The sequence below is a fragment of the Acidobacterium sp. S8 genome, from assembly GCF_009765985.1.
Lineage (GTDB): Bacteria > Acidobacteriota > Terriglobia > Terriglobales > Acidobacteriaceae > Alloacidobacterium.
Map to the genome: position 1 here is coordinate 1 of NZ_LMUM01000030.1, position 22,526 is coordinate 22,526.

Genomic DNA, 22,526 nt, shown 5'->3' on the forward strand with positions numbered 1-22,526 from the left:
ACTGCCATTTCAGTCTGCCACTGGACTTGGCAGTCCTCTCATCCCATCTGAGGTGGGTGGCGAAAAGACGCAGGGCGGCCAGAGGCAAGGGAGGAAACTTCCTCCCTTCCTAGGTGCTAAGAAAGAGTTTTTGGAAATGGAGAAGAAGAATTAGCTAGGGATTGCGGGCGTGGTGTAGTCCTTCAAAACCTGTGGCTGTCCGCCTTCGTCGCGCGTCCACTTGGCTTCGAGTGTCATTTTGACGCCGAGACAGGCATTGAAGCTGGAACCGTCCTGGAAATCAATGATGATCTCCGGACCGTATCTGCCGTCTTCAAAGAGTGTGATGGACCGGACGACTTTTCCGGCAAGGTCGCTGCATTCAATCATGGGGATGTCCTCCCGGGGTGATGGAAATTACGTTAGTGCAAGACTGCCCAAACTGGAACGACTTTCGGTGAGAATTATCGCTCTTAATCGGCTATCCCCATAGTCGTTTGCCGTTCTCTGGCACTGCCTCTGGGGCGGTTGATCGGAGGCTACGTTATACGCGGATCGGCTTCCGCAACTATTATACGCAGCGCGTAATATACTTGCGGTGCCACAGTGAGGTGTGGCGACATCAAAGACAAACAATCCGAAGAGCGATCCTTCCGTTGTCTTTGGTGAATTGTTACGCAAGCGACGCACAGAGCAAAAAATGAGCCAAGACGCTCTGGCGGCGAAGGCCGGATACGAGAGAGCGTTCATTAGTCTCATAGAACGCGGCAAGACCAACCCATCTCTACGTTCCATATTCGATATCTGCACTGCGTTGGATATCCGGCCCTCGGTCTTTCTCCGTCGGGTGGAGAAAGCGGCCAACTTTGAATTGCCTTCGTGAACCGCGCGCATAGAAGCTAGGCCGCGATCTGATGCACATAGTAAGGCACTTCTTTCTCGCTGAGAATTTGTTCGAGACGCCGCTTGTCGAGGCCCATCGGATTCAGCCACTCGGATAGGTAGGCTTCCTGAATCGCGATGACAGTGCGCTGATGACCTGTCGCTGACACTTCCGGCGTCGGTTCATCGGTGATCGCCGCGAACGAATCGAGCACAACTCCGTGCCGGTCGCTCCAATGATCCCAGAGACAGGCCACAAGCATGTCTCTGGAAGGCTGCGGATCGAACTCCAGGACAAGATTCTTTTCCTTCTCGTCCGGCGCAAGCTCTCGATGTTCGTAGAGGTGGAGCGGCACGTTCTCATAGAAACCGCTAATGACCATGACAGCGTGATGCTTGCCATAGATTTCGCGCCAGTAGTCGTCCAAGCTGTCGCGGCGCGCGTTATACGTCCCCGGAAACCTTTTGTCATAGGCTTCCGGCTTTCCAGCGAGACGGCAGGTGTAACGCATGGGGCGAATCACGGTGCGTCTATTCTCTGCGATGAGCACGGGCGCATACGTCATGGGAAAGATGCGCGCGTCTTCGTTGTTCGGTTCGGTCCGGCGAAGGTCGGCAAGGCGGTCAAGGAACGTCTGCACTTTCTTGGTCCCGATACGCAGGTCTTCTCTCGCCTTCTTTGTTTCACGCTTGGCGAGTGATTCCTCCGCGGCGACCAGGCGGCGGCGCTGGACGAAGATCTCGTTTTCCCATTCCGCCTTTTTGTCCTTCAGGTATCGCGCGATGTACTCGGCCGTGCGGCGTTCGGTATCGGTCTCGGGATTCTGAAAGTTGCGCTGGAGGTCGCGCGAGGCTTTGATGTCTTCTCCCTCGGCGCGGCGGCGAAAGAGATCCTCGAACGCAGCCCAATCCACCTCGGCGCTGTATCGCCGTGAGAGGTGTTTGAGATTTTGTTTCACCCGAGCCGAGTAGCACATCCCCGCATTATAGAACTCCACCAAAAGAAACTTCCCGCTTTAAATCTATGACTTACAAAGACTTGCACACGAAATGGGGCGCTCTGCGCTTGACTCAGGGCGGGGAGGAAAGGCGAATATAAAGCGAAGGTGTCTCAATGGTCTCCGCCGCCACAATCCGAATGCAGGTGGAATCCGCGCTCGCGCGGAAGATTCCGTCCGCACTGACACCGCAAGCGAAGATGGTGCGGCCCGTGGCCGCAACGGGGATCAAAGCTCTCGACGACGTGCTGCGAGGCGGTCTACCGATTGGGGCGGTGAGTGAGCTGGTTGGCCCGGAATGCTCCGGGCGAACGTCGTTGGCTCTCTCGTTTCTCGCTCAAGTCACGCAGGCCGGCAAGGTGTGTGCCTGGATTGATGTTTCCAACACCTTCGATCCGCTGTCGGCAGCGGCCATCGGGGTCGATCTGGCACGACTTCTTTGGGTGCGCTGCGGCGTGCAAGCTGGCAGAGTCGAACCGACGAGCCGGCACTTCTCTCTGCCGGAGAAATACCTGGCTCCTCCGTCGATCAAGAAGGGGCTGCATGGGGGTGGGTTTGGCCCTCATCCACGAACGGAAGCAAATGGGCTTTCAACGGCAGTATCCGGTTTGCTGCATCCGCAGGCCTTCGCGCCACGCTGCGCGGAACCGCAGCGTTCGATTCGGCCAAAGCAACAGACGGTCGAACCCGTTCGCTATGCAACGGAGCGTACTGTGCCGGTTGCGCGTTCTTCCAAGCCCTGGACGCGAATGGAGCAAGCCTTGCGGTCGGCAGACTTGTTACTCCAAGGCGGCGGTTTCAGTGCCATCGTGCTTGATATGGGCAGCTTGGCGCCCGAGTTCGCTTCGCGGGTCCCGTTGGCAACGTGGCACCGCTACCGGCTTGCCAGCGAACGAACGCAGTCCAGCATCCTGCTGCTAACGCAGCATCCGTGTGCGAAAAGCAGTGCGGAGCTACTGCTTCGTCTGTATCCCGCAGCTCCCCTTGCTGATGAAACCACGGTCTTTACGGGCATACAGCCGCACGCGGAGGTAGCACGGCAACGGTTCACGCAAAACGAGAGCAACGTCGTTTCGATACGCAAGCCGCCACAGCGGGTGAATACCGCATCCTGGCAAAGCCGGATGACATGGGCAGGTCGGCGATGACGCAAACCACGGAAGTGTATGCCTGCCTCTACGCAAAGGAGTTTCCGGCACAGGCATTGTTGCGGCTGCGGCCTGATCTCCATCCCAAGCCTTGTGTCGTGCTGGAAGGCAAAGCGCCTACCCAGCATGTGTGTTCGCTGAATACAAAGGCTCGACTGCTGGGCATGGAACGTGGCATGACGCGCGTAGAGGTCGATACATTTCCTGAGCCGGTGGCTCTCTTGCGCTCACCTCAATCCGAGGCAGCAACGAAAGCTGTGTTGCTCGAATGCGCTGGGGCATTTTCGCCTCGTGTCGAAGATCGGAGCGAAGCGAACGCATTTCTCTGTGGCATTGACATCGCAGGAACAAAGAACCTCTTTGGGCCACCGGAGATGTTGGCGCGGAATCTGCTGCAACGGGTGAGAGTTCTTGGTATCTCGGCGTCGGTAACGGTGAGCACGAACCTTCACGCGGCGGTGAGTCTTGCTAAGGGGCTGTCTCGGAAAACTCCGTTGCATGTAATCGCAACGGGGCGTGAGGCGGCAACCCTCTCCGTTCTGCCATTGTCGGTTCTCGACCTGACGGAAAAGCAGGTGGAGACGTTCGGGCTTTGGGGCATTCACACGCTTGGCATGTTGGCGGCCCTGCCGGAAAAAGAGCTTGTGGCCCGCATGGGTCAAGAGAGTCGCCGTCTTCGGCAACTGTCGCAAGGTGAACTGCCACACCTCTTTCAACCAGTCGAGCCGACCTTCACGCTGGAAGAGCGTGCGGAACTCGACTCCCCAGTAGAGATTTTGGAGTCCTTGCTGTTTGGGCTTGGCGTCATGCTCGAACAGCTCATACTTCGCGCGAAGGCCCGCATCCTGTCGCTGGCCTCGGTTACGGTGACGCTCACGCTTGATGGCGGCGGGACACACACGCGCACCGTTCGGCCTGCTCTTCCGACAACAGACAAACAACTCTGGATCAAGTTACTTCACCTCGACCTCGAAGCTCATCCGCCTTCGGCTGCGATTGTCGGCGTCATGCTTCACGCGGAGCCAGGCAGTACCACCAAAATGCAACTCGGCCTATTCTCGCCGCAGCTTCCCGAAGCATCTCGACTCGACGTGACACTGGCGCGCATCCGTGCGGTTGTTGGAGAGGACTGCGTGGGTCGCGCTGTCTTACAGGACACGCACGCGGCAGAAGCGTTTCGTGTAGAGCCGTTTACCGTGCCGACTGGGGAGTCGGTCGTGCCGACCAGCCCGCACTCCCGCGCATCGATGCGCCAGCTTCGACCACTGGAAACGGCCTCGGTGACCTTGCAGCACGCAAGGCCGACATACTTCTACTTTCGGGAGAAGCGGTACAACGTCGAGCACGCCTATGGCCCGTGGGTCGTGAGCGGCGACTGGTGGAACCCCACGCTATGGGGGGCCGAGCAGTGGGATCTTGTCGCTCGGGCGCAGGACGGAGCAATGCTTTGTTGCTGCATGATGCGCGATGTTTTGCAAAATCGCTGGCAGATGGCGGCGCTCTATGACTGAGCGCTATATCGAGCTTCACGCCGCCAGCGCCTTTTCTTTCCTGGAGGGAGGCTCCCCACCGGAGGCATTGATAGAACGGGCCGTCGCATTGCAAATGCCCGCACTTGCGCTGCTCGATCGCAATGGCTTCTATGGGTCGGCGCGTTGCCATACCAGTGCGAAACGGAATGACATCCGGGCACATGTTGGCGCGGAGGTTGCCGTGTCGAGCTTGGGTTCAAGGCTCACGCCTCCGGCATGGCTGCCGTACCAGCATCTCCCGGAACCCGCTCGTGTCTCCCTTCTGTGTGAGTCGCGCGAAGGCTATCAAAATCTCTGCCAGCTCATCACGCGCTTCAAGATGCGCGAAAAGACAAAGCAGGAAGGCGCAGCAAATCTCATCGACCTGCGGCAGTATGCTAAGGGACTCGTTTGCCTGACAGGGGGCGACGAAGGGCCTTTGGCGACGGCGCTTATGCGTGGCGGCGACGAAGCTGGCCGCGAAGTGGTCGAAAACCTAATCCGCATCTACGGCCCCCAAAATGTCTATGTTGAACTGCAACGGCATGGTGAGCGAGAGCAAGAGTGGAGGAATCAGGCAGCGATGCGCATTGCTGCGTCGCTTCGGCTCCCGTTGCTCGCGACAAACGGGGTTCGATACGCCACAGCATATGACCGGGAAATCCTCGACCTCTTCACCTGCGTTCGCAATCACACGGAGCTGGACAAGGCGGGGCGGTTGCTCACGGTGAATAACCATCGTCATCTGCGCTCGGCTAAAGAAATGACGACGGTCTTTCGGGATGTTCCCAAGGCAACGGAAAACACCGTGGAACTATCATCGCGCTTGCAGTTTGAGTTGAGCGATCTGGGCTACGAGTTCCCGCGATACCCGGTGCCGGATGGTGAAACGATGGACAGCTTTCTGCGGAAACGTGTGGACGAGGGTGTTGTTCGCCGTTATGGTCCAAAGCGCGACGCAGGGTTGTTGGGCCGTGCGCAGAAGCAAGTGGCGCATGAGTTGGAGCTGATCGCGAAGCTGGGGTTTGCGGGATACTTCCTCATCGTTTGGGACATCGTAGAATTCTGCAAACGCCACGACATTCTGATTCAGGGTCGAGGGAGCGCCGCAAACTCGGCCGTCTGCTATGCGCTCGAAATCACCGCGATTGATCCGGTAGGCATGGAACTACTCTTCGAGCGATTCCTGAGCGAAAGCCGCGGAGAATGGCCGGACATTGACCTCGATCTGCCCTCTGAGGACAAACGCGAACAGGCAATCCAGTACGTGTATCAGCGCTATGGAGAACTGGGCGCGGCCATGACAGCAAACGTCATCACGTATCGGGGCAAGTCCGCAGCGCGTGAGGTTGGCAAAGTCTTGGGATTCGATCAAGAATCGCTGGCTCGACTGACGAGCCTGGTCAGTCACTTTGAATGGCGCGGCCCAACCGACACGATGGCTCATTCGTTCCAAAACGCGGGCTTTGACGTAAACCATCCACGCATAGCGAAGTATCTCGAACTCTGTATGAGGATTCAGGATTTGCCGCGACATCTCGGCCAGCACTCAGGCGGCATGGTGATCTGCCAAGGGCAGCTCAACTCGATTGTTCCGTTGGAGCGCGCCTCCATGCCGGACCGAACCGTCGTGCAATGGGATAAAGAGGACTGCGCCGACCTCCATATCATCAAGGTCGATTTGCTCGGCTTGGGCATGATGGCGGTCCTCAAGGACTGTCTCGAACTGATTCCCAAGCACTACGGCGAAAAGGTCGATCTCGCGCAGTTGCCGGAAGATGGCGAGGTGTATCGCACGTTGCAACGTGCGGACACGGTGGGGATGTTTCAAGTTGAGAGCCGTGCGCAAATGGCGTCCCTGCCCCGAAACCATCCGGAGAAGTTCTATGACGTGGTGGTTCAGGTGGCCATCATCCGGCCTGGGCCGATTGTGGGCAAAATGATGCACCCGTACATGCGGCGACGCCAGAAGAAAGAGGCCATCACGTATCCGCATCCTTCGCTGGAGTCTGCGCTGAAGCGAACGCTCGGCGTGCCGCTCTTTCAGGAGCAACTTCTTCGCATGGCGATGGTGGTGGCGAACTTCACGGGCGCGGAGGCCGAAGAGCTGCGTCGTGCTGTTGGGATGCGGCGCTCTTGGGAGCGCATGAAGAATCTCGAAGGAAAGCTGCGAGCGGGCATGACCGCGAACGGCCTTGATGCTGCCACACAGGAGAACATCATTCAGAACATCAGCTCCTTCGCGCTCTACGGTTTTCCTGAATCCCACGCGGCGAGCTTTGCTCTCATCGCGTATGCGTCCGCGTACCTCAAGGTGAAATACCTTGCCGCGTTCACCTGCGCCATCCTCAACAACCAGCCAATGGGTTTCTATTCCGCTGCCGTTCTAGTGAAAGATGCGCAGAGGCATGGTCTTCGGGTAAAGCCGATTGATGTGCAGGTATCCGAATGGCCCTGCACGCTTGAACGTGAAGGTGATGATAGCTTGTCCCTCCGGCTCGGTCTGGGCTATGCGCGGGGCTTACGGAATCAGGCGGGCGAAGCGATAGCCACGTCTCGCAACACGGACGGAGCCTTTGTATCCGTCGAAGAGCTTGTAACGCGGGTGCCTTGGCTCAATCGCAAAGAGCTGACGTTGTTGGCTCGGGTTGGAGCCCTCAACGAACTAGACGGGATCGGACATCGTCGCGACGCGCTTTGGCAGGTCGAACGAGCCGGTAGACCCGAAGGCCCTCTATTTCGACAGCGGAGCGAGTTTTTGCAGGAAGAAGCTGGTGATATGCCACTTCAGCAGATGACCACCGAAGAGCGATTGATAGCAGACTACGCGGGAACGGGCCTTACGATCGGGAAACATCCGATGGCCCATAGGCGCCATGATCTGCGGAGACAAAACATCCTCTCGGCGGAAGACCTGAAGACCAGAATGGATGGTGAATTCGTGCGAATCGCTGGCTGTGTCATAGCGCGACAACGGCCCGGTACAGCGAAGGGCTTCATTTTTTTGTCGATGGAAGACGAAACCGGGATAGCCAATGTCATCGTCACTCCTGACCTGTACGAGCGGCAACGGCTGATTGTGACCGGCAGCAAGTTCCTCCTGGCAGAAGGGCCGTTGCAGAACCAAGACGGCGTAGTTCATGTAAAAGCGACGCGCCTTCTGTCGCTGTCCGACCAAACTTTGGAGGTTCGTTCCCATGATTTCCACTAACGGAGGGCCGCAGGTTGGTGGCTATCGGCGTGATGTCGACTACCAGAAGCTAGGGCCTGCTCTGCTCATCGCCTCCAGCCTAGTGCTTGCAATTCGAACAGCTCGATGGAGTCCTACAACCAGCGATGGCCTCGCTCATGTGGAGTGGGAGAAGGAAGTGGAGCACAGCGTGCGGATTGCGAAAATCGTGCTTTCACACCTGACTGCTCGAAGTCCTGAGCTTTTCCAGATGAAAGAGGTCCCTTGGTACGTTGCCACAGATCAAGAGGTGCCAAAATGACGAGTAGATCGCGTTTGTCGCAATGACGATCAGTTCACGAAGCCGCTCTTCGTGAACTGTTTGAGGAAGCTTCCTGAACGGTATTTATTCCGACTATAATCTTTATAATCAATACTATAAGCTCTAATGCTGAGGCTCCTATGGCCCCACTGTCTCTAGAAGAGAAGGGTGGTCCCGCGAAAAAATTGCTTCAGATTGCTCAATTCGAGCAAACGGGAGGAGGGGCAATGACCCATTTCGAGGAGATAACCAAAACGATTTCTACGATGCCAGCGGCCGCGATGCTTACGATTGTTCTGCTTGCAGCGTTCGCTCTTGCGGGGTACGCCATTTACGCGATCCTTACCGTCACGAAAGGAAAGCCCTGATGTTGATGAATAAGTGGGTGCGACTTCCCTCGGGCTGGATCGAAGCTCAAGGTCTCCGCAAGCTCCGCTGGGGTAAGCATGGGGGCTCAGGCAGCACCGCGGCTCTAATGGTCCTTGCGCCTATCGGCCATTTCGCCAATCCGGTCGATGGAGTGGCCCAGCTCACATACGATCAACTGCAGGTGGCCACCGGCCTCAGTCGGGCGAAAATTTCCGAAGGATTGGGTCTGTTGACCGAATTGGAGATCATCGCTCGATCGAGCGACCGCCGAAGCACGTTCGCGATTCAGTCTTATGGCCCTCCGGAGGCCGGCGGTTGGGCCAAGTTTCCGACGCGGCAAATGTATAACGCCGCCGGAAACATCATCGCCTTCGAGGATTTCAAACTTAGAAGCCGCGCCGAACTCGAGGCTCTCAAGCTCTTCTATCTTTTTGTGGCTCGAAGAGCGAATGACACGAATATGGCGAACATCAGTTACGACAAGATCGAAGACTACACGGGGATAGACCGCAAACGGATCAAGATTGCACTCAGTGTTCTGACAACCAACAACATGGTCCATGTTGAACAGTTACCGCGATCGTCGGGAGATCAGGGAATATCCTATGCGTATCGCGTCGTAGGAATTGACCCGCATGTACATCAGGGCACTCGTAATCGGCGAACTCTTTAGCTGCAACGAAGGTATGCGCATGGCAGAGCAACCGGACCTCCCACACCTACGTGATCTCCTGGGCGATGCTTGGGTCGATGCGGAAATATTCGGCGAAAACCCACAGCACGCTCTCGGCCGGTGGTGCCGTAAAGACCCTACAAACGCTTGGCTCCCGCATGTTGAATCGCTCGTGCGCAATCTGCTGACAAGCAACAGGGTCACGCTGGATCGTGCCGCGCTTGCCGTCAAATTGAAAGCTGAGTACGTGTCCACCCTGGCAGAGCTAGAAACCGCAGTGTTCCTCGAACAGTCTGAATTCCAAGTTGTACTGGAGCCTTTCGCTCCCGAGCGAGGAGCGGACCTCCGTGCAGATTTCAATGACGTGCCTTATTACTTGGAGGTTCGGGCGGTTGGTGACTCCGAAGAAGATGATCGCTTCAATGGCGTAAGCAATGAGCTGTTCGCTCTCCTCAACACAATTGATTCACACTATTCTGCAAACATCACTGTCGGAGAGGAATATGCTCCGCGTGGGCCACGTCTTCGTGAAGCAATGAAGGTGGCAGTTGAGGGTCTCAAGATTCTTGAGGAAGAACTGTGGGAGCGAGCGACCCTCTACTACTCACCGAAAGGCGGTTCATTGCTGAATCCTGGGGGCGACTACTCCGGTCATGCGACTGGCGCTTCTGGAGCGCTTCACCGGAACGTCGTCGAGACTGCCGACTTCGTAGTACGTTTTCAAAATACAGGACGGCGGAATGATCGGACAACTGCGACTGCCGCCCGACCGTTCAAACATATCCCAGAGCCCGATCAGACGCACAAGAGACTGAACAAGATCATGAACAAAAAAAGGGAGCAACTGCCTAAAGATTCTCGTGGGATTGTAGTAATTGATTGCTCAGATCTCTTTATGTTGACGGACTTCTCAATCGATGCCGCGCTTTACGGTGACCTGATGGTTCACTTCGAGCCAGTGGCGCCGGGCCAACCGGTTGGGCCGCCTATCCCGTATCGGAACGGCCGCGGGCTCTTCGCCAAGACTTCAAGAGTTTCAGCGGTCCTGTTCCATCGACGATTCGTGGAGACTGGAACGATTAAGCAGGATTGGCAGGTCTACCCCACAAACAGAGCGAACGCAGACACGATTCGCCTCAGTGCGGTCGAGCTGGCTCGGTTTGGCCAGTTGGGTGATCGCGCGAACCTCGCCGCCGAGGAAGCACCCGGCAATACTGCATAGTGTCCGGGGCGGTCACGGCTGACTCGAACTACCGACCCGGTTGTTGAGCAGTAAGACACATGGGTCACCTTGTGGGGTCAGAATCAGAGTCTTCTGTTTTGCGCGAGTGATTGCGACTCGGAAATTCTGCCGTGTCTCATCGTCGGCATTCGACAGGAGATTTGATTGCACGATGCGGTCGGGATTGGCAACGATTTGCCGCTTTGCGGTGCGCGGCCATCCTTCGAAGATGATGACTTCATCGAATTGTTTGCCTTTCGCTTTGTGCATATTCATGACGACAACGCCTGCCTCCGGTTTCGCTGTAGTGGCAAAGTGCTCCTGCAAGAAAGCATGTTGGATGATCTCAAGGGCGTTGCGATAGTATCCGTTGTCGCGCCAATCTTGCGAGAGACCCTGGCGTAGAACAGTTCCACGCTCAAGGAGGCGGACATTGCGCACTTCATGCGCAATGTCCCGCAGCTTCGGACAGCTACTATCTTTGAGAATGCGGCGCACGGCAATCCAATCTTTGTCTGGGTCGCCCAACAGTACTAACTGCCGCACTTCGTTGTAGGAGGAGAGAAGATTCACTAGGATGCTGTTCGCTCGAATTTGCTTTCCAGCTCCCTGGCGTGCAATGAACTCCTCGAATGCACTGCGAACACCTTTACTCGCTTGCATGTCCCCCTTGGTGATTTCTCCACCGCCACGTCCTTGAAAGTACTCAGACACCAAATCGACGAAGCGAGCGAAATGATCGGATGAAGGATCAGGTTGCAGTAAATAGGCAATGACATAAGCACTCAAAATCGGCCCCTCCATATCCACAGAGGAAACGTGACGAATGGCGGTCATGCCTGCAGGCGGTTCGCTAAAGACATCCGAGACAACCTGCATCAGTTTTTTAGTAGGAACAAGCACAGCCAGACACCAGTCGCGCCTACCTGTCTCAGCAAGTCGCTTCCGGGCGTTGTACACCTCCGTCACAAGGGACGAGTATGCTTGGCCGTCATTTGCGGGATAGAGTTTGCGTTCCACTCCTCGATAATCTGCTTGGCGAAAATGTCCCTTAAGGACATCGTTGCCGAAAACGGCGATGTCGGTTCCGTTACTTCGGTGGTTATCGTCGCTCAAATCGTTACAGGTCGGGGCGAACGCTTCGATGAAATGATTGAGTCGTTGCGGGTCCGCTCCAATCCACCCGTAGATACGTTGTTCCGGGTCTGCCAAGGCATGGAGAACGGAGGTTTTGCCCAGCTGCTGAACCACGTACCACTGAGCACCATTGGTGTCTTGAAATTCGTCCAAGACAATGACGGGATATCTGTTCGAGACAAGGGCTCTGACACGTTCACTCTCTGCGAGAATCTTTCCCGCGTACAACGCAAAGAGGTCAAAACAGATTCGCCCTTCTATCTTTGCCAACCTTTCACGTTCAGCCGCCTCCCGCGTACTTCTTTCAAGTTTCTCTTCCTTCGTCGCCTTGCGCCCGTACTCAGAACGGATCTCGGAAAGAGCTATGGACGCCTCGGGCGGAGTCATAATCGCAATGGAGCGCGGCAATCCGATCAAGTAGCCGTGGCTTTTCAGAATGCGCCAAAAGAACGAATGATAGGTGTCGACTTCGATTTTTTGTTGAAGGGCTGCCGGAATCTTCTGCTCGTATTGGATCGCCTGTAGGACGCGAGACACGGTGGCGCGGGCGAAACTGAGAAACAGAACTCTCTGCTCGGGCATGAGCTGTCTCTGAGCGAGATCGGCGGCCTTGATGATCGCAACTGTTGTCTTCCCAGAGCCAGGCCCACCCTTCACAAGCATGTGGCTTGTGGCGGCTAAGATGTCGAGTTGTCGCCGAGTTAGCTCCATTGGGCTATGGCGCAGACTGTGATGGGGGCGGAGGCACTGATCCCGCTGGAGGGGGAGGAATCGGTGGGGGCGGTGGGGGGTCACAGAGAAACGCTAGCGATTTGCAAGCATCACGCAACCATTGAGGTATTTCATCCTCGGTACACTGAGCGAGGAAATCCGCGATGCTCCATTCAGCTTTCGTAGCGCAAAAATATTCGAAGAGTGCGTCTTGAACCGATGAGCCTGGTGGCGAATATTTCACGGAGAGATGTGGCGGCCAAGTGATCATCTGCGCGAACCGCACCATTGCGGCTTGGGTCGTGTTTTTGAGAACGAGGTTCTCGAAACCATCTTCGGGATGCATGTAGAGTTGTTGCACTTGGCCCTCAATGAGAAGCCTGGCCGGGTCGAGCTGCTTGTCACACAAGGCAAACGTCGTTTTGCCAATGTCTTTATAGAGCTTTGCGAGATCGGCGATGTTCCCTTCGCCGCCCGCGTCGATTGTGCAGATTCCGAGCGATTCAAGAGCGCGATAGATGTTGGGGTGCATTTCTGCTAGATGGCGGCATACCACTGGGAAAGCCGAAGCCTCCGTTGCTCCCTCAGCAATCAGAACTCGACGAGCCAGCAAGCCTTCACAAAACCGAGTCCGAAACTCTTGCCGATACCGCTTGAGTTTTACGCTGTGGGGCAAAGCGATCTGCGACTGCGATAAAGTTCCAGAACTGGTTCGTGCAAGAACTATGGTCTCTTCGAGTTTGAACTCTTCTAGCACATACGGAGAGTGCGAGGTAAAGAGCGTCTGGGAGGCGAGCTTTCGAATCTCGTGAACGATGCGCTTCTGCGCATACGGTGGGATAGCGGTTTCAGGCTCTTCCATCGCAAAAATTACGTTCTGCTTGTCTTGAGCGATCTGCGAGAGCATCGCCAGCACAAGCATATTGATGAATCGCAGAGACGTCTGGAAGGTGATGGCGTCAAACTTCCACGGTGTTGCTGATGTAGTAGCAGCCGTAAATAAGGTAGAGGGCCACCAGCCCCGTCCGAAGCAAGGTCTAGTGCCATGACTGCATCTTCTTGGGAGATCGTGCCAGTCATCGATATCGCATGGAGGCCTAACAACTGTAGGAGCGGTACATCGGTCTCCCTTGCTGCGACGCTTATCGAGTGTAAGGCTGGATGACTCGGGACAGCACGTACCAACGCTTCGATACAGGCAGCTCGTTGACTTACGGAGAAAGCTTGTTGTGCACGTTGTGCTAGATCATCGATCATCCCCGAATCGGAACGAAAAATTGTCGAGAGCGTATTTGCCGCTCCTCGGACAACATAGTCGTCTTCATCGTTAAGGGCTCGCAGAGCAGTTACGCGCGTGAGTTCATCGGCGGGCCATCGCTCCAGTTGGCTAAGCCAGTTTGCCCTCCAAAGTCCACGAGCAACACACCATTGATCCAATTTGGGCTGAACGAGCTCGCGAGTCCGTCGAGCCTGCAGTCCGTTCAAACATAGATGGAGAATGCGGCGCCGACGCTCCAAGTGATTCGAATGCTCGATTACCTCGAAGGCAAGTGTTGCGATCTCTTTGACCTGCTGCAAGGGGAGATTGAAGTCACTGAAGGCGACCTCAATTCGAAATTCTTCGAATCCTTCGCGGGCATATGCGCTCACGGAGGAGTCAGGAAAAGCCGCTAGAAGGCGGGAAAGCTCATCTGCCCGTGGCGTTAGTGAGCAGAGGTGAAGCAAGGTCTCGCGCCACTGTGGATCGCCGCAATATTTCGTAACAATCTGCGTCTGGTCATCGATCGGCAGATTAGAGCAATAAACTGCAGCAAGCCGCTCCTGGAATGATCTGTGTAGGAACCCAAACGTGCGCAGTCCTTGGGGCACAAGCAAACCCAAACTGCCCTCTTCAATGTTGATGAACCCTTTAGCCACCTTCCTAGCATCGGCGTTTGGAAGTCCTAACCCAGCTCCCTCGTGTGACATGAGAACTTCCAAAAGCAATTTAAGGAAATCGTCTTCAGAAATCGTTCCGCCCGTCTGCCCAGTTTGAATTTCAAATGCGAGCCGGGCCAAGACGGTCTGAATCTCACGTTCGGAAAGCTGATCCGTGGGAATGATCGCAGCTGCTGTTCGCTTCCTTTGAGGATGATCGCGAAGCATGTGTTGAATAATCGAAGCGTATGCGTCGAACCTTCCCCCGGGAAGAGCTGCCCCCTGCAAACGAAGTGTGATGAGGAGCAGAAGGAACAACGGCACCCGAGACAACTCGTCTAGGTCACTTGATCGGTCAAGATCTGAGATCAGCGATTCGATCTCATGCTGAACGGCTTTTGGCCCGTCTAAATGTTCCCCTGGCGAAGTCATTAGAGAGAACCATATTTCGCAGACGGCGGCGCGCTGCCTACCAGAAAGACCGGCTACTCGTGCGACCCGCCATTCACCGGAAAGCTTTAGCCAGTTAAGAGCATAAGGGCGCGCAGCTGCCAGGGCCGGCAGTTTCCTCATGTCGAGAAAGCGTTCGAGTTGTGCAAACGCCAGCGAGCCTGTCGGTTCATCGACCCATTCGTCGAGCCCATCGACAATAAGAAGAAGCCGCTCGTCGACAATTGCTTCTTCGACAAGCAAAAAGAGCTGATCTTCTCCCCAACTGTGAAACCACGAGCGAAGTACATCCACGAGCGAAGCTTGTGGTTGCCGTTGAAGAGTGTGGGTCCAGTACGCGAAGGGTATCCATACTGGTAGATGCCTACCCAACCGTTCAGCAATTGCCGGAAGAGTTGGCTCCTCCGATAACAAATCTAAGATCATGTACCGTAGGAGCGTCGTTTTGCCGCTCCCGGCTGCCCCTACAATTAGCGCCCGATCGGTTCCACTGATCCAATCGTCTACCGGGAAACGGATCTCTCTGCTTTCAGAAGTTTCAGTTTCAGAAAGAAGCGAAAACGGTCGCGGGACGGCATTTTCATCGTCGATGGTCAGATCGAAAGCATCCGGTTTCCGACGCTGGCTTGAGGTCAATACCGTTTCTCTATTTGTGAGGTCTGGCAAAACAAAGCGCTTTGAGAGGTTCGTTCGTGGCGACATTGAACTCGCCAGTGAAGGAATTCCCGGATCGTTTTGCTCGAAGCTGTGTCGATAAAATGCTTCCAAACGCTTTCGGTATTGCTCCACCTTGCTCGGAGTGAGACGTGTCGAGAAACCTCCGCTACGTTCGGAACCACAAAACTTCGCGAGCCAGGAAGGGCCAAAAAAGTCGAACACGATTTCGGGCAGGCTCTTGAGCTTGATGGAGAGACGAGTGCGGTTCCAAACCTCGAAACCCGTCTTATATTCCTGTAGGCGTTTTTCTTGATTATTGATTTCATCTGCACATGCGGTCGTCCGCAGGGCATGTGAGGTGCAGAGAACGAAGTTCGCGGCCGTGCCGCACCAGCTTTGCGAGAGAAATTTCGTAACTGCAGCGGCTATGTCGGACGGCCCGAACTCTTGAACTCTCTTGCATTGGTAAACGGAAACTATCCCGTCCGTTCGATGCCGAGATAAGAGATCAATGCCTTGTTGGTCTTGTCCGCGAACTCCATATTCGAGGCATTGTTCAACGGTTGCTTCTGCCTCGACCACACGAAGGCACAGCCTCTCAAAGTTTTCCCAAGTGAGTTCATCAAAGGGTAAATCCTGAGCAAGCGTTTCTGCAGGAGGGTCCGGGAGCGGAGATTCTGGCCCGGGCACGAGCAAATATGTTGGGATGCCGGTGAGAGTCGCCGTACTGGAATGTGAGGTCATCGGAGTCCATCGTAACAACTAAGCAAGTTTTGCCTGTGATAATTCGGGCGTGACCGGGCCACGCAGGCCATTAGCCACGTTATAAAGATTGTTCAGTTTCGAGACTTTGGCCGACAGCCGCCTTGCCGATGCCAAACTCGATCGCAGAACTCTTTCCCGTCTCGTGGCTCAGTCTCTGAGCTAAGTCCGTTGCATCATTCGTGAAAATTTGCGCGTCGTGCGCCGCACGCGATACCGAAACATACGCAAAGCGCGAGTTAATCAGCTCTGGGTGAGTATTGGTGTCGATATTCACCAAGACGCGGTCCGCGGTGAGTCCCTGGGAGCTGTGGCTGGTGACAGCGTAGCCGTGGTCGAAGTGCCGCATTTGGTGGGTGTCGAAGCTGACGGATTTCCCATTGTCCATCTTCACGAGGAGATGGCCGTCTTTGTCGATCTGCTGGAGCGTGCCAAGGTCACGATTGGCAACGCCTAATTCTTTGGACGGCGCGGTGAATCCCAAACGGTCGCCAACCGCAAACTCCCCCTCCAACTCGCGATAGACGTTCACACCATACAGCCGCGCGGGGTTGTAGATGACGATGGTTCCATCTTCTTTCTGAACGGTCAGCAGGTTGTCTTTGGGTTGGGTAGCGATCACCTTCGTATAGCTTTGTCTCTCGATTCCGATGTCTTGGCTTCCACGGGGATAGTAGAGAACGTCATCTACGGCGTAGCGAGCAGCCCAGGTCCTATCGGCACCGGTCATGTCCGAACGGGGGGCGAGTACGCGCACCGCGTGGTCCTCCGAGGCGACTTTGCCAAGGGCCTGCAATTCGGAACGCACCGCCTGATTGATCTGACGGCGCGAGGCATTATCGGGGGAAACAACGATGGTGTTTTCCGGGCTGGCGGCGTAGCTCCGCGCAATCGACGCGATGCGCTGTTGCGGGTCGGCAATCTCGGTGACGCGGCCCTGCTGTTCCAAAAGCGCCACACCTTCGGCGATTTCGCCACGCGACAAATGTTCGACGGCCTTCAATAGCTCGGGGGCCTCTCGTTGGCGGACGATCTGGTCAAGCTGTGCCGTCCTCATCCCTGCATTCACTAACTGCTCGAATGGCTTGCCGGCTTCGACTCCCTGATGCTGTCGGGTATCTCCAATGAGCAATACACGATCGCCAGATTCTAACTTTGCGAGGAAGTCGCGCACCTGTTTGGTGCTGGCGAGGCTGGATTCATCGACCATGTACAGATGCCGGTCGGCGGTAGGCTGGCGGGCGCGAACCAGGAAGCCCTGTAAGGTATCGGCGGAAATCCCGGCATCGCGGAGCTGGTTCGCGGCGCGAGAGGTCGGGGCGAAGCCTTCGACCACATACCGACGCTGTTCTGCCGCTTCGCGTACCGATTTTAAGAGGGTCGTCTTGCCGACACCGGCCCGCCCCTCCAGCCCTTGCACCACATCGCGCGACGTCAAAATTTCTTCAGCGGCGGCCCGCTGTCCGGCGTTCAAATGCTGCTGCTTTTCTGTGTGGGCGACAGCGGCCTGGATAGACATGATCTGTTCGGCACGTCCGTGGCCCTGCTGCATCTGGCGCAGAATTTCTTTCTCGGTGCGTATCGTCTCTGCCGTCGTGAACTGCCGCCCGGTCTCATGTTTATCGCCGGGCACAAGCTGGAACTCGCCGGAGGCAATGCGCGACTCGAAGTTGGCGCGTACTTCGGCATAGTTGACTTCGCTCATTCCGCGGCGCAGGGCGTCGCGGAAGAGGTCGCGTTCATCGGTGACGGCTTCGCGCTCGAAGCTGCGCTCACGGGCAAAGGTGACCGCTTCGCGGGCTACTTTCTGCACGGTTTCGGGAGTGCGTTCGGCGGTGTGCATTCGCGCGCGCTCCTGGGCCTCAGCCACGACTTGATCGGGCTGGTTACCGTATTCGGCGGCAAGCTGCCGATGGGCGGCAAGCACCTCGGCGGGCGTCTGCATGAGTTTTTCGCTGCGGCTGGCGTGTGCCGCGATATCCGCCGCTTCATAGCCGTGGAGGCCGTGCTTTTCCATCCGCTCGCGTATCTGATCGCGGCGTGCGCTAGAGGCGTCGAGATACTCCAACGTGTATCCCTTGATCTCAGGTGCTCCGCTTCTACCGGCTTCGATTTCATAGCCAAGATTCCGAAGTCGATACGTCAGTTCTGATTGGTATACGGCAGTGGCGAACTGCTGGGAATCGAAGTAGCCGTGCTCTTGGAGTGCGCGGGTCTGCCCGTTCTCGCGCTGCGTGACATTGAAGATGACAGCGTGGGTGTGGAGCTGCGGCGCAGCATAGCCGTCAACTGGACGGGCGGTGTCGTGCTCGAACTTGGCAACGACGAACTGCCCGGTGGTTTCGGCTGGGTGGTTTCCGCCAAGCCGCGCCTGGGTATAGCGTTCCAACTCCGTCAACGCGATGGTGACGGCCTCGGAGTGCGCTGTTCGTATCCGTTCATCGCCGCCTACCAGGGCGGTCAGCGACACCGACTTGGGAGGCGAAAACGTAGCATCCCAACCTGCGCGATGTTGTACGGAGTTGACGGTCTTTCCATCAGCGTTCGCGTACTCAAAGGACTGCCGGTGCATGACAAGCTGCTCGGCAGTGTATGGATGTTGCCCTTCAGAGAGACGTTGAAACTCTTCCGCGCCTACCGCGCCGGACAGGCCAAACTTCTCCGCAAGCTGCCCCTGCCACTGGCCCTGCACTTGCTGTCCCTGACTCCAGTAGTTCTGGTCGGGCGAGGTGAATTCGCGCTTGTGGTAGTCCTGTAATTTAGAGGCTGAAAGCGCCTTGGAGATTTGCAGCATGGCCTAATCTCCAAGGGAGAATCCGGCCTGTACGGATTCTGCGGCTTCTGCGATCGCATCGGGTTGAGACGGCTTCTTCGTCAGCGTCTTCGGGTCGAAGGTAAGGTCGTCATCGTCCAGCGGGCGCGGCACGAACGCGGGCTGGGTGGCGGGGATGTCGTGATAGGCGAAGGAGAATCTGGCTACCGTGTTTCCCAGCTTCAGGAATGCGTGTCTGTCGGGGAGCCCGGAGATTTCCGAGTCCAGTACCAAAGGCTCAACCTGGCGCTCCACACTGAAGTTGTTGCCAGCCCGTAGACCTGTCGAGTGCGTCTCCCGCAGCCGCTCAATCTCGACCTTGCCGATGGCGTTCGACACCCATTCGGCAGCCTTGGGTTCCGTGATTTTCAGGAATATCTTGGTCGCCGGCTGAGACAGCATCACCTCGGCCAGATGCCCGTAGATCATCTCAAGCTGGGCCTTACCTTGGAAGCCAAGGATAAGGGGGTTCTTTGCCTTTCTGTTCTCGGTGATCGCAGTGTGAAGCTGTGGGAGACGCTGCAAACTCGCCAACTCGTCCAGGACAAACCAGACCGGGTGCTGGCTCTCTTTAGGCTCATTCAGGAGACGGAGCACAAGCAGGTCGATCCATAGACTGTGCAGTGGACGTAGTGCCTCCCGCTCGCTCGGTTTGGACGTAATGAAGATCCATCCCTTGCGATGCTCCGACCATTCGGTCGCGGTCCAATGGCTCGTCGCTTTCTCTTTCCGTGGGAGCATTCGCAAGCTGTCCGCGATTAAGCCAAGGGAGGCCAGGACGCCATTGCGCTGCTGCTGCGCACCTTTCGCAATCATCATCGCCATCTCGGTATTTTGCACCCGCCGGTCGATCTCGTCGGGGTTCGCCATCCACTCCACCAACTCCTGCGGAGTTGGCCCGAACGTCAGCAGGTGGGCAAAGATTTTCTGCGGTGTCTCGGTGAAGAATTCACCCTTCTTGTCTGTGGTCGGTTGGTACAGGGACGCGGCAATGGCTCTGGCTTCGGCACGACGACGCAGCTCCTCGGACGGTCCCCAATAGGGGCAGCGCGCATCGAGCGGATTCAAAATGATGTCGCCGCGGTCGGCGTCATAGAACCGCTGCACGAACTCGCAGGCGGGGTCATAGACGATGGCGGAATGGCCGCGCTCCTTGATCTGTGCGAGAAGCTGCATGACCAGCCGGGACTTGCCCGCGCCGGTATCGCCCATGATTTCGATGTGCTGCCCTTCGGCGCGTAGGGGGATGCGCATGAGCTCTTTGGACTCGGTGGTTTTGAACCCGATGCCATCGCCCTTAACGACCTTATTGAAGCCGTTTGGAGAGACCAGGACGGGGCCTTTTAGCAGTCGTCCATACTTCAGTTTTTTGAGCCGTCGAACGTCTTTGCGGACGGCGAATGGGAACTGGAGAAGAAACACGGAAAGCCCTGACCACAGCGGTATGCCGAAGATGCCTAAGAGAGAAGCACCGTCATAAACGAAGCGGCGAAGGTAGTCATGAAGAGGGCGGTTCATGTAGGCAACCTTAGGTCCCCGATAGAGAACAACGACGCCGGAGGCCTGGGCCGTTGGGGAGAGCGCCAAGGGTATCGGCCTGCCGATTAGCTGCGGCGTAGAACCTGGTTGCACATCGGCCTCCGTGACAGGCCGGGTGTGGCGCTGGCGGTCTGCCACCGTAACAAGCTGGTACTCGCTGCTCTGGCGCATGGTGCCAAGGAAACCCGTTTCGGCATAGCAGGAGAGATAGTAGCGTTGCAGCGGACTCATGACAAAAGCGAAGTGGAGGTAAACGCAGACGACGGTCACCATGAGCGCAACAAACACGGCTCCGAAGCTGTAGACGGGATAGTGCGGCGGACGAACGATGGTTTCTTTGCGGCCCCATTGTGTGTCTGTCATGGCTGTTCTGTTGTCCCTTCCGCATAGCTGGCGAGCATGTCTGCAGCCGCTTTGCGCTTATTGGTTTTCACGTACCGGAGCATTTCCTTGAACTGCTCCGGCGTCATCTTTTCGCCGCGCAGCAACGGCTCAAGGGTGTTGATGAGGAGGAGACGTAAGGCTTGCACTTCGGCAAACAACGCCGCCCCATCGCCGTGTTGCTGTGCGTTCGCGGCATCCAGCAAAACTTCCCGCGCCCATTCGCGGAGGTTCTTTCCGCAGCTTGCGGCAACCCTCAATAACGCTCGTTCTTCAGTGCGGGTAAACCGCGTGGCAATGCTTTGGGTGCGGGTTTCTCGTCCCTTGAGCCGCTGCAGGCGGCCTTCGATTTCAGAGGTCTGTGAAAGCATCGCTGATCCTTCTGAGGCCAGGTTCGGGCGCGGTTCCCAATGGAACCGCCCGAATTTGGCCTCGGCGGCAAGCCACTTGTTTTCTGCATGTTTCCCGTTGGAACCAATTGGTTCCCAACGCAACCCTTTCAGGGATGGATTGTCTACGTTCTTCCGGCGCGCAGCGCCGTAGTGGCCCTGCCCCGGAATTGGATGGAGGATCATGCTTTCGATCCTGCCGCTACAGCCGGGGTTTGTACTGCGGGCTGCGTCGCCACAGCAGGCTTTTTGCTGGCCTGCTCAACGGCATCAGAAACGGGGGCCTTACGAACTCGCAGGGTCTGCGTGACATTGGCCGCCTGTGGCGTTTTCAAATACTCCTGAAACTCACGATCCTTGTTGAAGGTGTAGCCGACACCGTGCTCGATCACGTCATCGGCAGTTGCGCGAGGCTGTCCATGGGAGCGGAGGAAGGTGACATACTGATCGACCAAGCGAGCGGTTGAGTCAGTAAACCGAACTAAGGCGTTGACGTGGCGGGTTTGAGTGATTTCTAGCAGTGGCATTGCATTCTCCTTTGGTTGATGAATCAGGCAATCTTCGAGCGGGCAATCATGCGGTTAGCCGTCGTCGCGATCTCTCTCGCACGAGCGGAACATAGCGTGGCGGGCATCTCGGAGCGACGGCGTAGTTCGAGCATCGTGATTACGTCGTCTATGGGTGCGCCTTCGAGCAGCCAGAGACGGGCTGAAGCCATGTCCACGGTGCGCTGGGCGTAATAGAGAGGGTTGGGTTTGTCGGCGCGGTGGGAAGCCAGCGTATGCGTGAGCTTCACCGCATCCTTGCCGTGGGCCAGTTCGTCGAGAACCCAAACCCAATCCTGCTCGGAATGTGTGTGCTTTCCGGGCTGCATTGGCCGTGAGATTCCGCGCAGCGGGAGCGCGGCATTGTGGAGATGAAAGTCGCCAGGATTCCAGACTGAATCGGATAGATATTCAACGGTGACGAGGTGTGCCGGCGAATACTTCTGATTCAAGAATCCGGGAATGCGGAGTACCCGGTTGCAGTCGGTGCAAGCGCGGTCACCACCAAAGGCAATGGAGAGCTGCTTCAGCGTGGTCTCCTGACGCTCGAAGTCAAAGCCGTCAACACGCCAAAGCGCTTGATACTTGCCTGGGGATGTGGCGAGGACCACGGTCGGGGAAGGAACCACATCTGAAGCCCTAAGCGCAGCGACACGGGCATCCCCATCGAAGTCGATATCTATATACAGGTGACGGACGGATGCAATGCACTCTTTAGTGCGACGGCGGCTGCCGGAGCGGAGCGGATTGGCAGCGACATAGACGTTGGCACCAGCATGGTTCTCGTGAGCGAGCCACCGAATGTAGGCAGGCGCAAGCGCCTGTTCTAGTCGAACGATCCGCTGCGCGGGGCGGTCGGCGCTCTCACTGCGCAGCAGGAGAGCAATGGTCTCCCCCGCAGCGAAGCAATGGGTAAGAAAGTCTTTGGCAGTTTGGCTCATGGCGAATACCTC

General features: G+C 56.6%; 18 protein-coding genes. 8 read left to right on the top strand and 10 right to left on the bottom strand.

Annotated features, from left to right (window positions below):
* Positions 1-150: 150 nt before the first annotated feature.
* Positions 151-369, bottom strand: coding sequence for a hypothetical protein (locus tag GSQ86_RS13885; protein WP_158750558.1), 219 nt, complete (start codon positions 367-369; stop codon positions 151-153).
* Between the two features lie 223 nt (positions 370-592).
* On the opposite strand from GSQ86_RS13885, the gene GSQ86_RS13890 reads away from it, so the two are divergent.
* Entirely contained in the window at positions 593-862 is a 270-nt protein-coding gene (locus GSQ86_RS13890; protein ID WP_256366841.1) for a helix-turn-helix domain-containing protein, read from the top strand.
* A 16-nt stretch (positions 863-878) separates the two neighbouring features.
* Here the strand turns inward: GSQ86_RS13890 and GSQ86_RS13895 are convergent, their stop codons facing one another.
* A complete protein-coding gene (locus GSQ86_RS13895; RefSeq protein WP_158750560.1) occupies positions 879-1,859 on the bottom strand; it encodes an SOS response-associated peptidase family protein in 981 nt (326 codons plus the stop codon).
* A gap of 116 nt (positions 1,860-1,975) precedes the next feature.
* Between GSQ86_RS13895 and GSQ86_RS13900 the strand changes: the two genes are divergently transcribed.
* From GSQ86_RS13900 to GSQ86_RS13930, 7 genes are all read left to right on the top strand, one after another.
* A complete protein-coding gene (locus GSQ86_RS13900) occupies positions 1,976-3,007 on the top strand; it encodes a recombinase RecA (protein WP_158750561.1) in 1,032 nt (343 codons plus the stop codon).
* Positions 3,004-4,518: a DNA polymerase Y family protein gene (locus GSQ86_RS13905; RefSeq protein WP_158750562.1), complete on the top strand. Its 1,515-nt coding sequence runs from the start codon at positions 3,004-3,006 to the stop codon at positions 4,516-4,518. Before GSQ86_RS13900 ends, GSQ86_RS13905 begins: the two co-directional genes overlap by 4 nt.
* Positions 4,511-7,729 carry a DNA polymerase III subunit alpha gene (locus GSQ86_RS13910; RefSeq protein WP_158750563.1) on the top strand — a complete coding sequence of 1,073 codons (3,219 nt, stop codon included), beginning with the start codon at positions 4,511-4,513 and terminating at the stop codon, positions 7,727-7,729. Before GSQ86_RS13905 ends, GSQ86_RS13910 begins: the two co-directional genes overlap by 8 nt.
* Complete coding sequence (locus tag GSQ86_RS13915; protein WP_158750564.1) at positions 7,716-8,009, top strand: hypothetical protein; 294 nt, start codon at positions 7,716-7,718, stop codon at positions 8,007-8,009. The genes GSQ86_RS13910 and GSQ86_RS13915 overlap by 14 nt, the downstream gene beginning before the upstream one ends.
* Before the next feature lie 227 nt (positions 8,010-8,236).
* Complete coding sequence (locus GSQ86_RS13920; RefSeq protein ID WP_158750565.1) at positions 8,237-8,377, top strand: hypothetical protein; 141 nt, start codon at positions 8,237-8,239, stop codon at positions 8,375-8,377.
* Positions 8,377-9,051: a hypothetical protein gene (locus GSQ86_RS13925; RefSeq protein WP_158750566.1), complete on the top strand. Its 675-nt coding sequence runs from the start codon at positions 8,377-8,379 to the stop codon at positions 9,049-9,051. The genes GSQ86_RS13920 and GSQ86_RS13925 overlap by 1 nt, the downstream gene beginning before the upstream one ends.
* Before the next feature lie 19 nt (positions 9,052-9,070).
* Positions 9,071-10,273, top strand: coding sequence for a hypothetical protein (locus tag GSQ86_RS13930; protein WP_158750567.1), 1,203 nt, complete (start codon positions 9,071-9,073; stop codon positions 10,271-10,273).
* A 12-nt stretch (positions 10,274-10,285) separates the two neighbouring features.
* On the opposite strand, the gene GSQ86_RS13935 is transcribed toward GSQ86_RS13930, so the two are convergent.
* From GSQ86_RS13935 to GSQ86_RS13970, 8 genes are all read right to left on the bottom strand, one after another.
* Positions 10,286-12,121 carry a UvrD-helicase domain-containing protein gene (locus tag GSQ86_RS13935; RefSeq protein WP_158750568.1) on the bottom strand — a complete coding sequence of 612 codons (1,836 nt, stop codon included), beginning with the start codon at positions 12,119-12,121 and terminating at the stop codon, positions 10,286-10,288.
* A 4-nt stretch (positions 12,122-12,125) separates the two neighbouring features.
* Positions 12,126-13,043: an ATP-dependent endonuclease gene (locus GSQ86_RS23960; RefSeq protein ID WP_371720658.1), complete on the bottom strand. Its 918-nt coding sequence runs from the start codon at positions 13,041-13,043 to the stop codon at positions 12,126-12,128.
* Entirely contained in the window at positions 12,992-15,889 is a 2,898-nt protein-coding gene (locus GSQ86_RS13945) for an NACHT domain-containing NTPase (protein WP_158750570.1), read from the bottom strand. The genes GSQ86_RS23960 and GSQ86_RS13945 overlap by 52 nt, the downstream gene beginning before the upstream one ends.
* A gap of 79 nt (positions 15,890-15,968) precedes the next feature.
* Positions 15,969-18,701: a MobF family relaxase gene (gene mobF, locus GSQ86_RS13950; protein WP_158750571.1), complete on the bottom strand. Its 2,733-nt coding sequence runs from the start codon at positions 18,699-18,701 to the stop codon at positions 15,969-15,971.
* A 3-nt stretch (positions 18,702-18,704) separates the two neighbouring features.
* Positions 18,705-20,621 (bottom strand): type IV secretion system DNA-binding domain-containing protein, encoded by a 1,917-nt coding sequence (locus tag GSQ86_RS13955; RefSeq protein WP_158750572.1) that lies wholly within the window; start codon positions 20,619-20,621, stop codon positions 18,705-18,707.
* On the bottom strand, positions 20,618-21,214 hold the full coding sequence (locus GSQ86_RS13960) for a hypothetical protein (protein ID WP_158750573.1): 597 nt from the start codon (positions 21,212-21,214) through the stop codon (positions 20,618-20,620). The genes GSQ86_RS13955 and GSQ86_RS13960 overlap by 4 nt, the downstream gene beginning before the upstream one ends.
* Positions 21,211-21,555 carry a hypothetical protein gene (locus GSQ86_RS13965; protein ID WP_158750574.1) on the bottom strand — a complete coding sequence of 115 codons (345 nt, stop codon included), beginning with the start codon at positions 21,553-21,555 and terminating at the stop codon, positions 21,211-21,213. Before GSQ86_RS13965 ends, GSQ86_RS13960 begins: the two co-directional genes overlap by 4 nt.
* A gap of 23 nt (positions 21,556-21,578) precedes the next feature.
* Positions 21,579-22,514 (bottom strand): RepB family DNA primase, encoded by a 936-nt coding sequence (locus tag GSQ86_RS13970; protein WP_158750575.1) that lies wholly within the window; start codon positions 22,512-22,514, stop codon positions 21,579-21,581.
* Positions 22,515-22,526 lie beyond the last annotated feature (12 nt).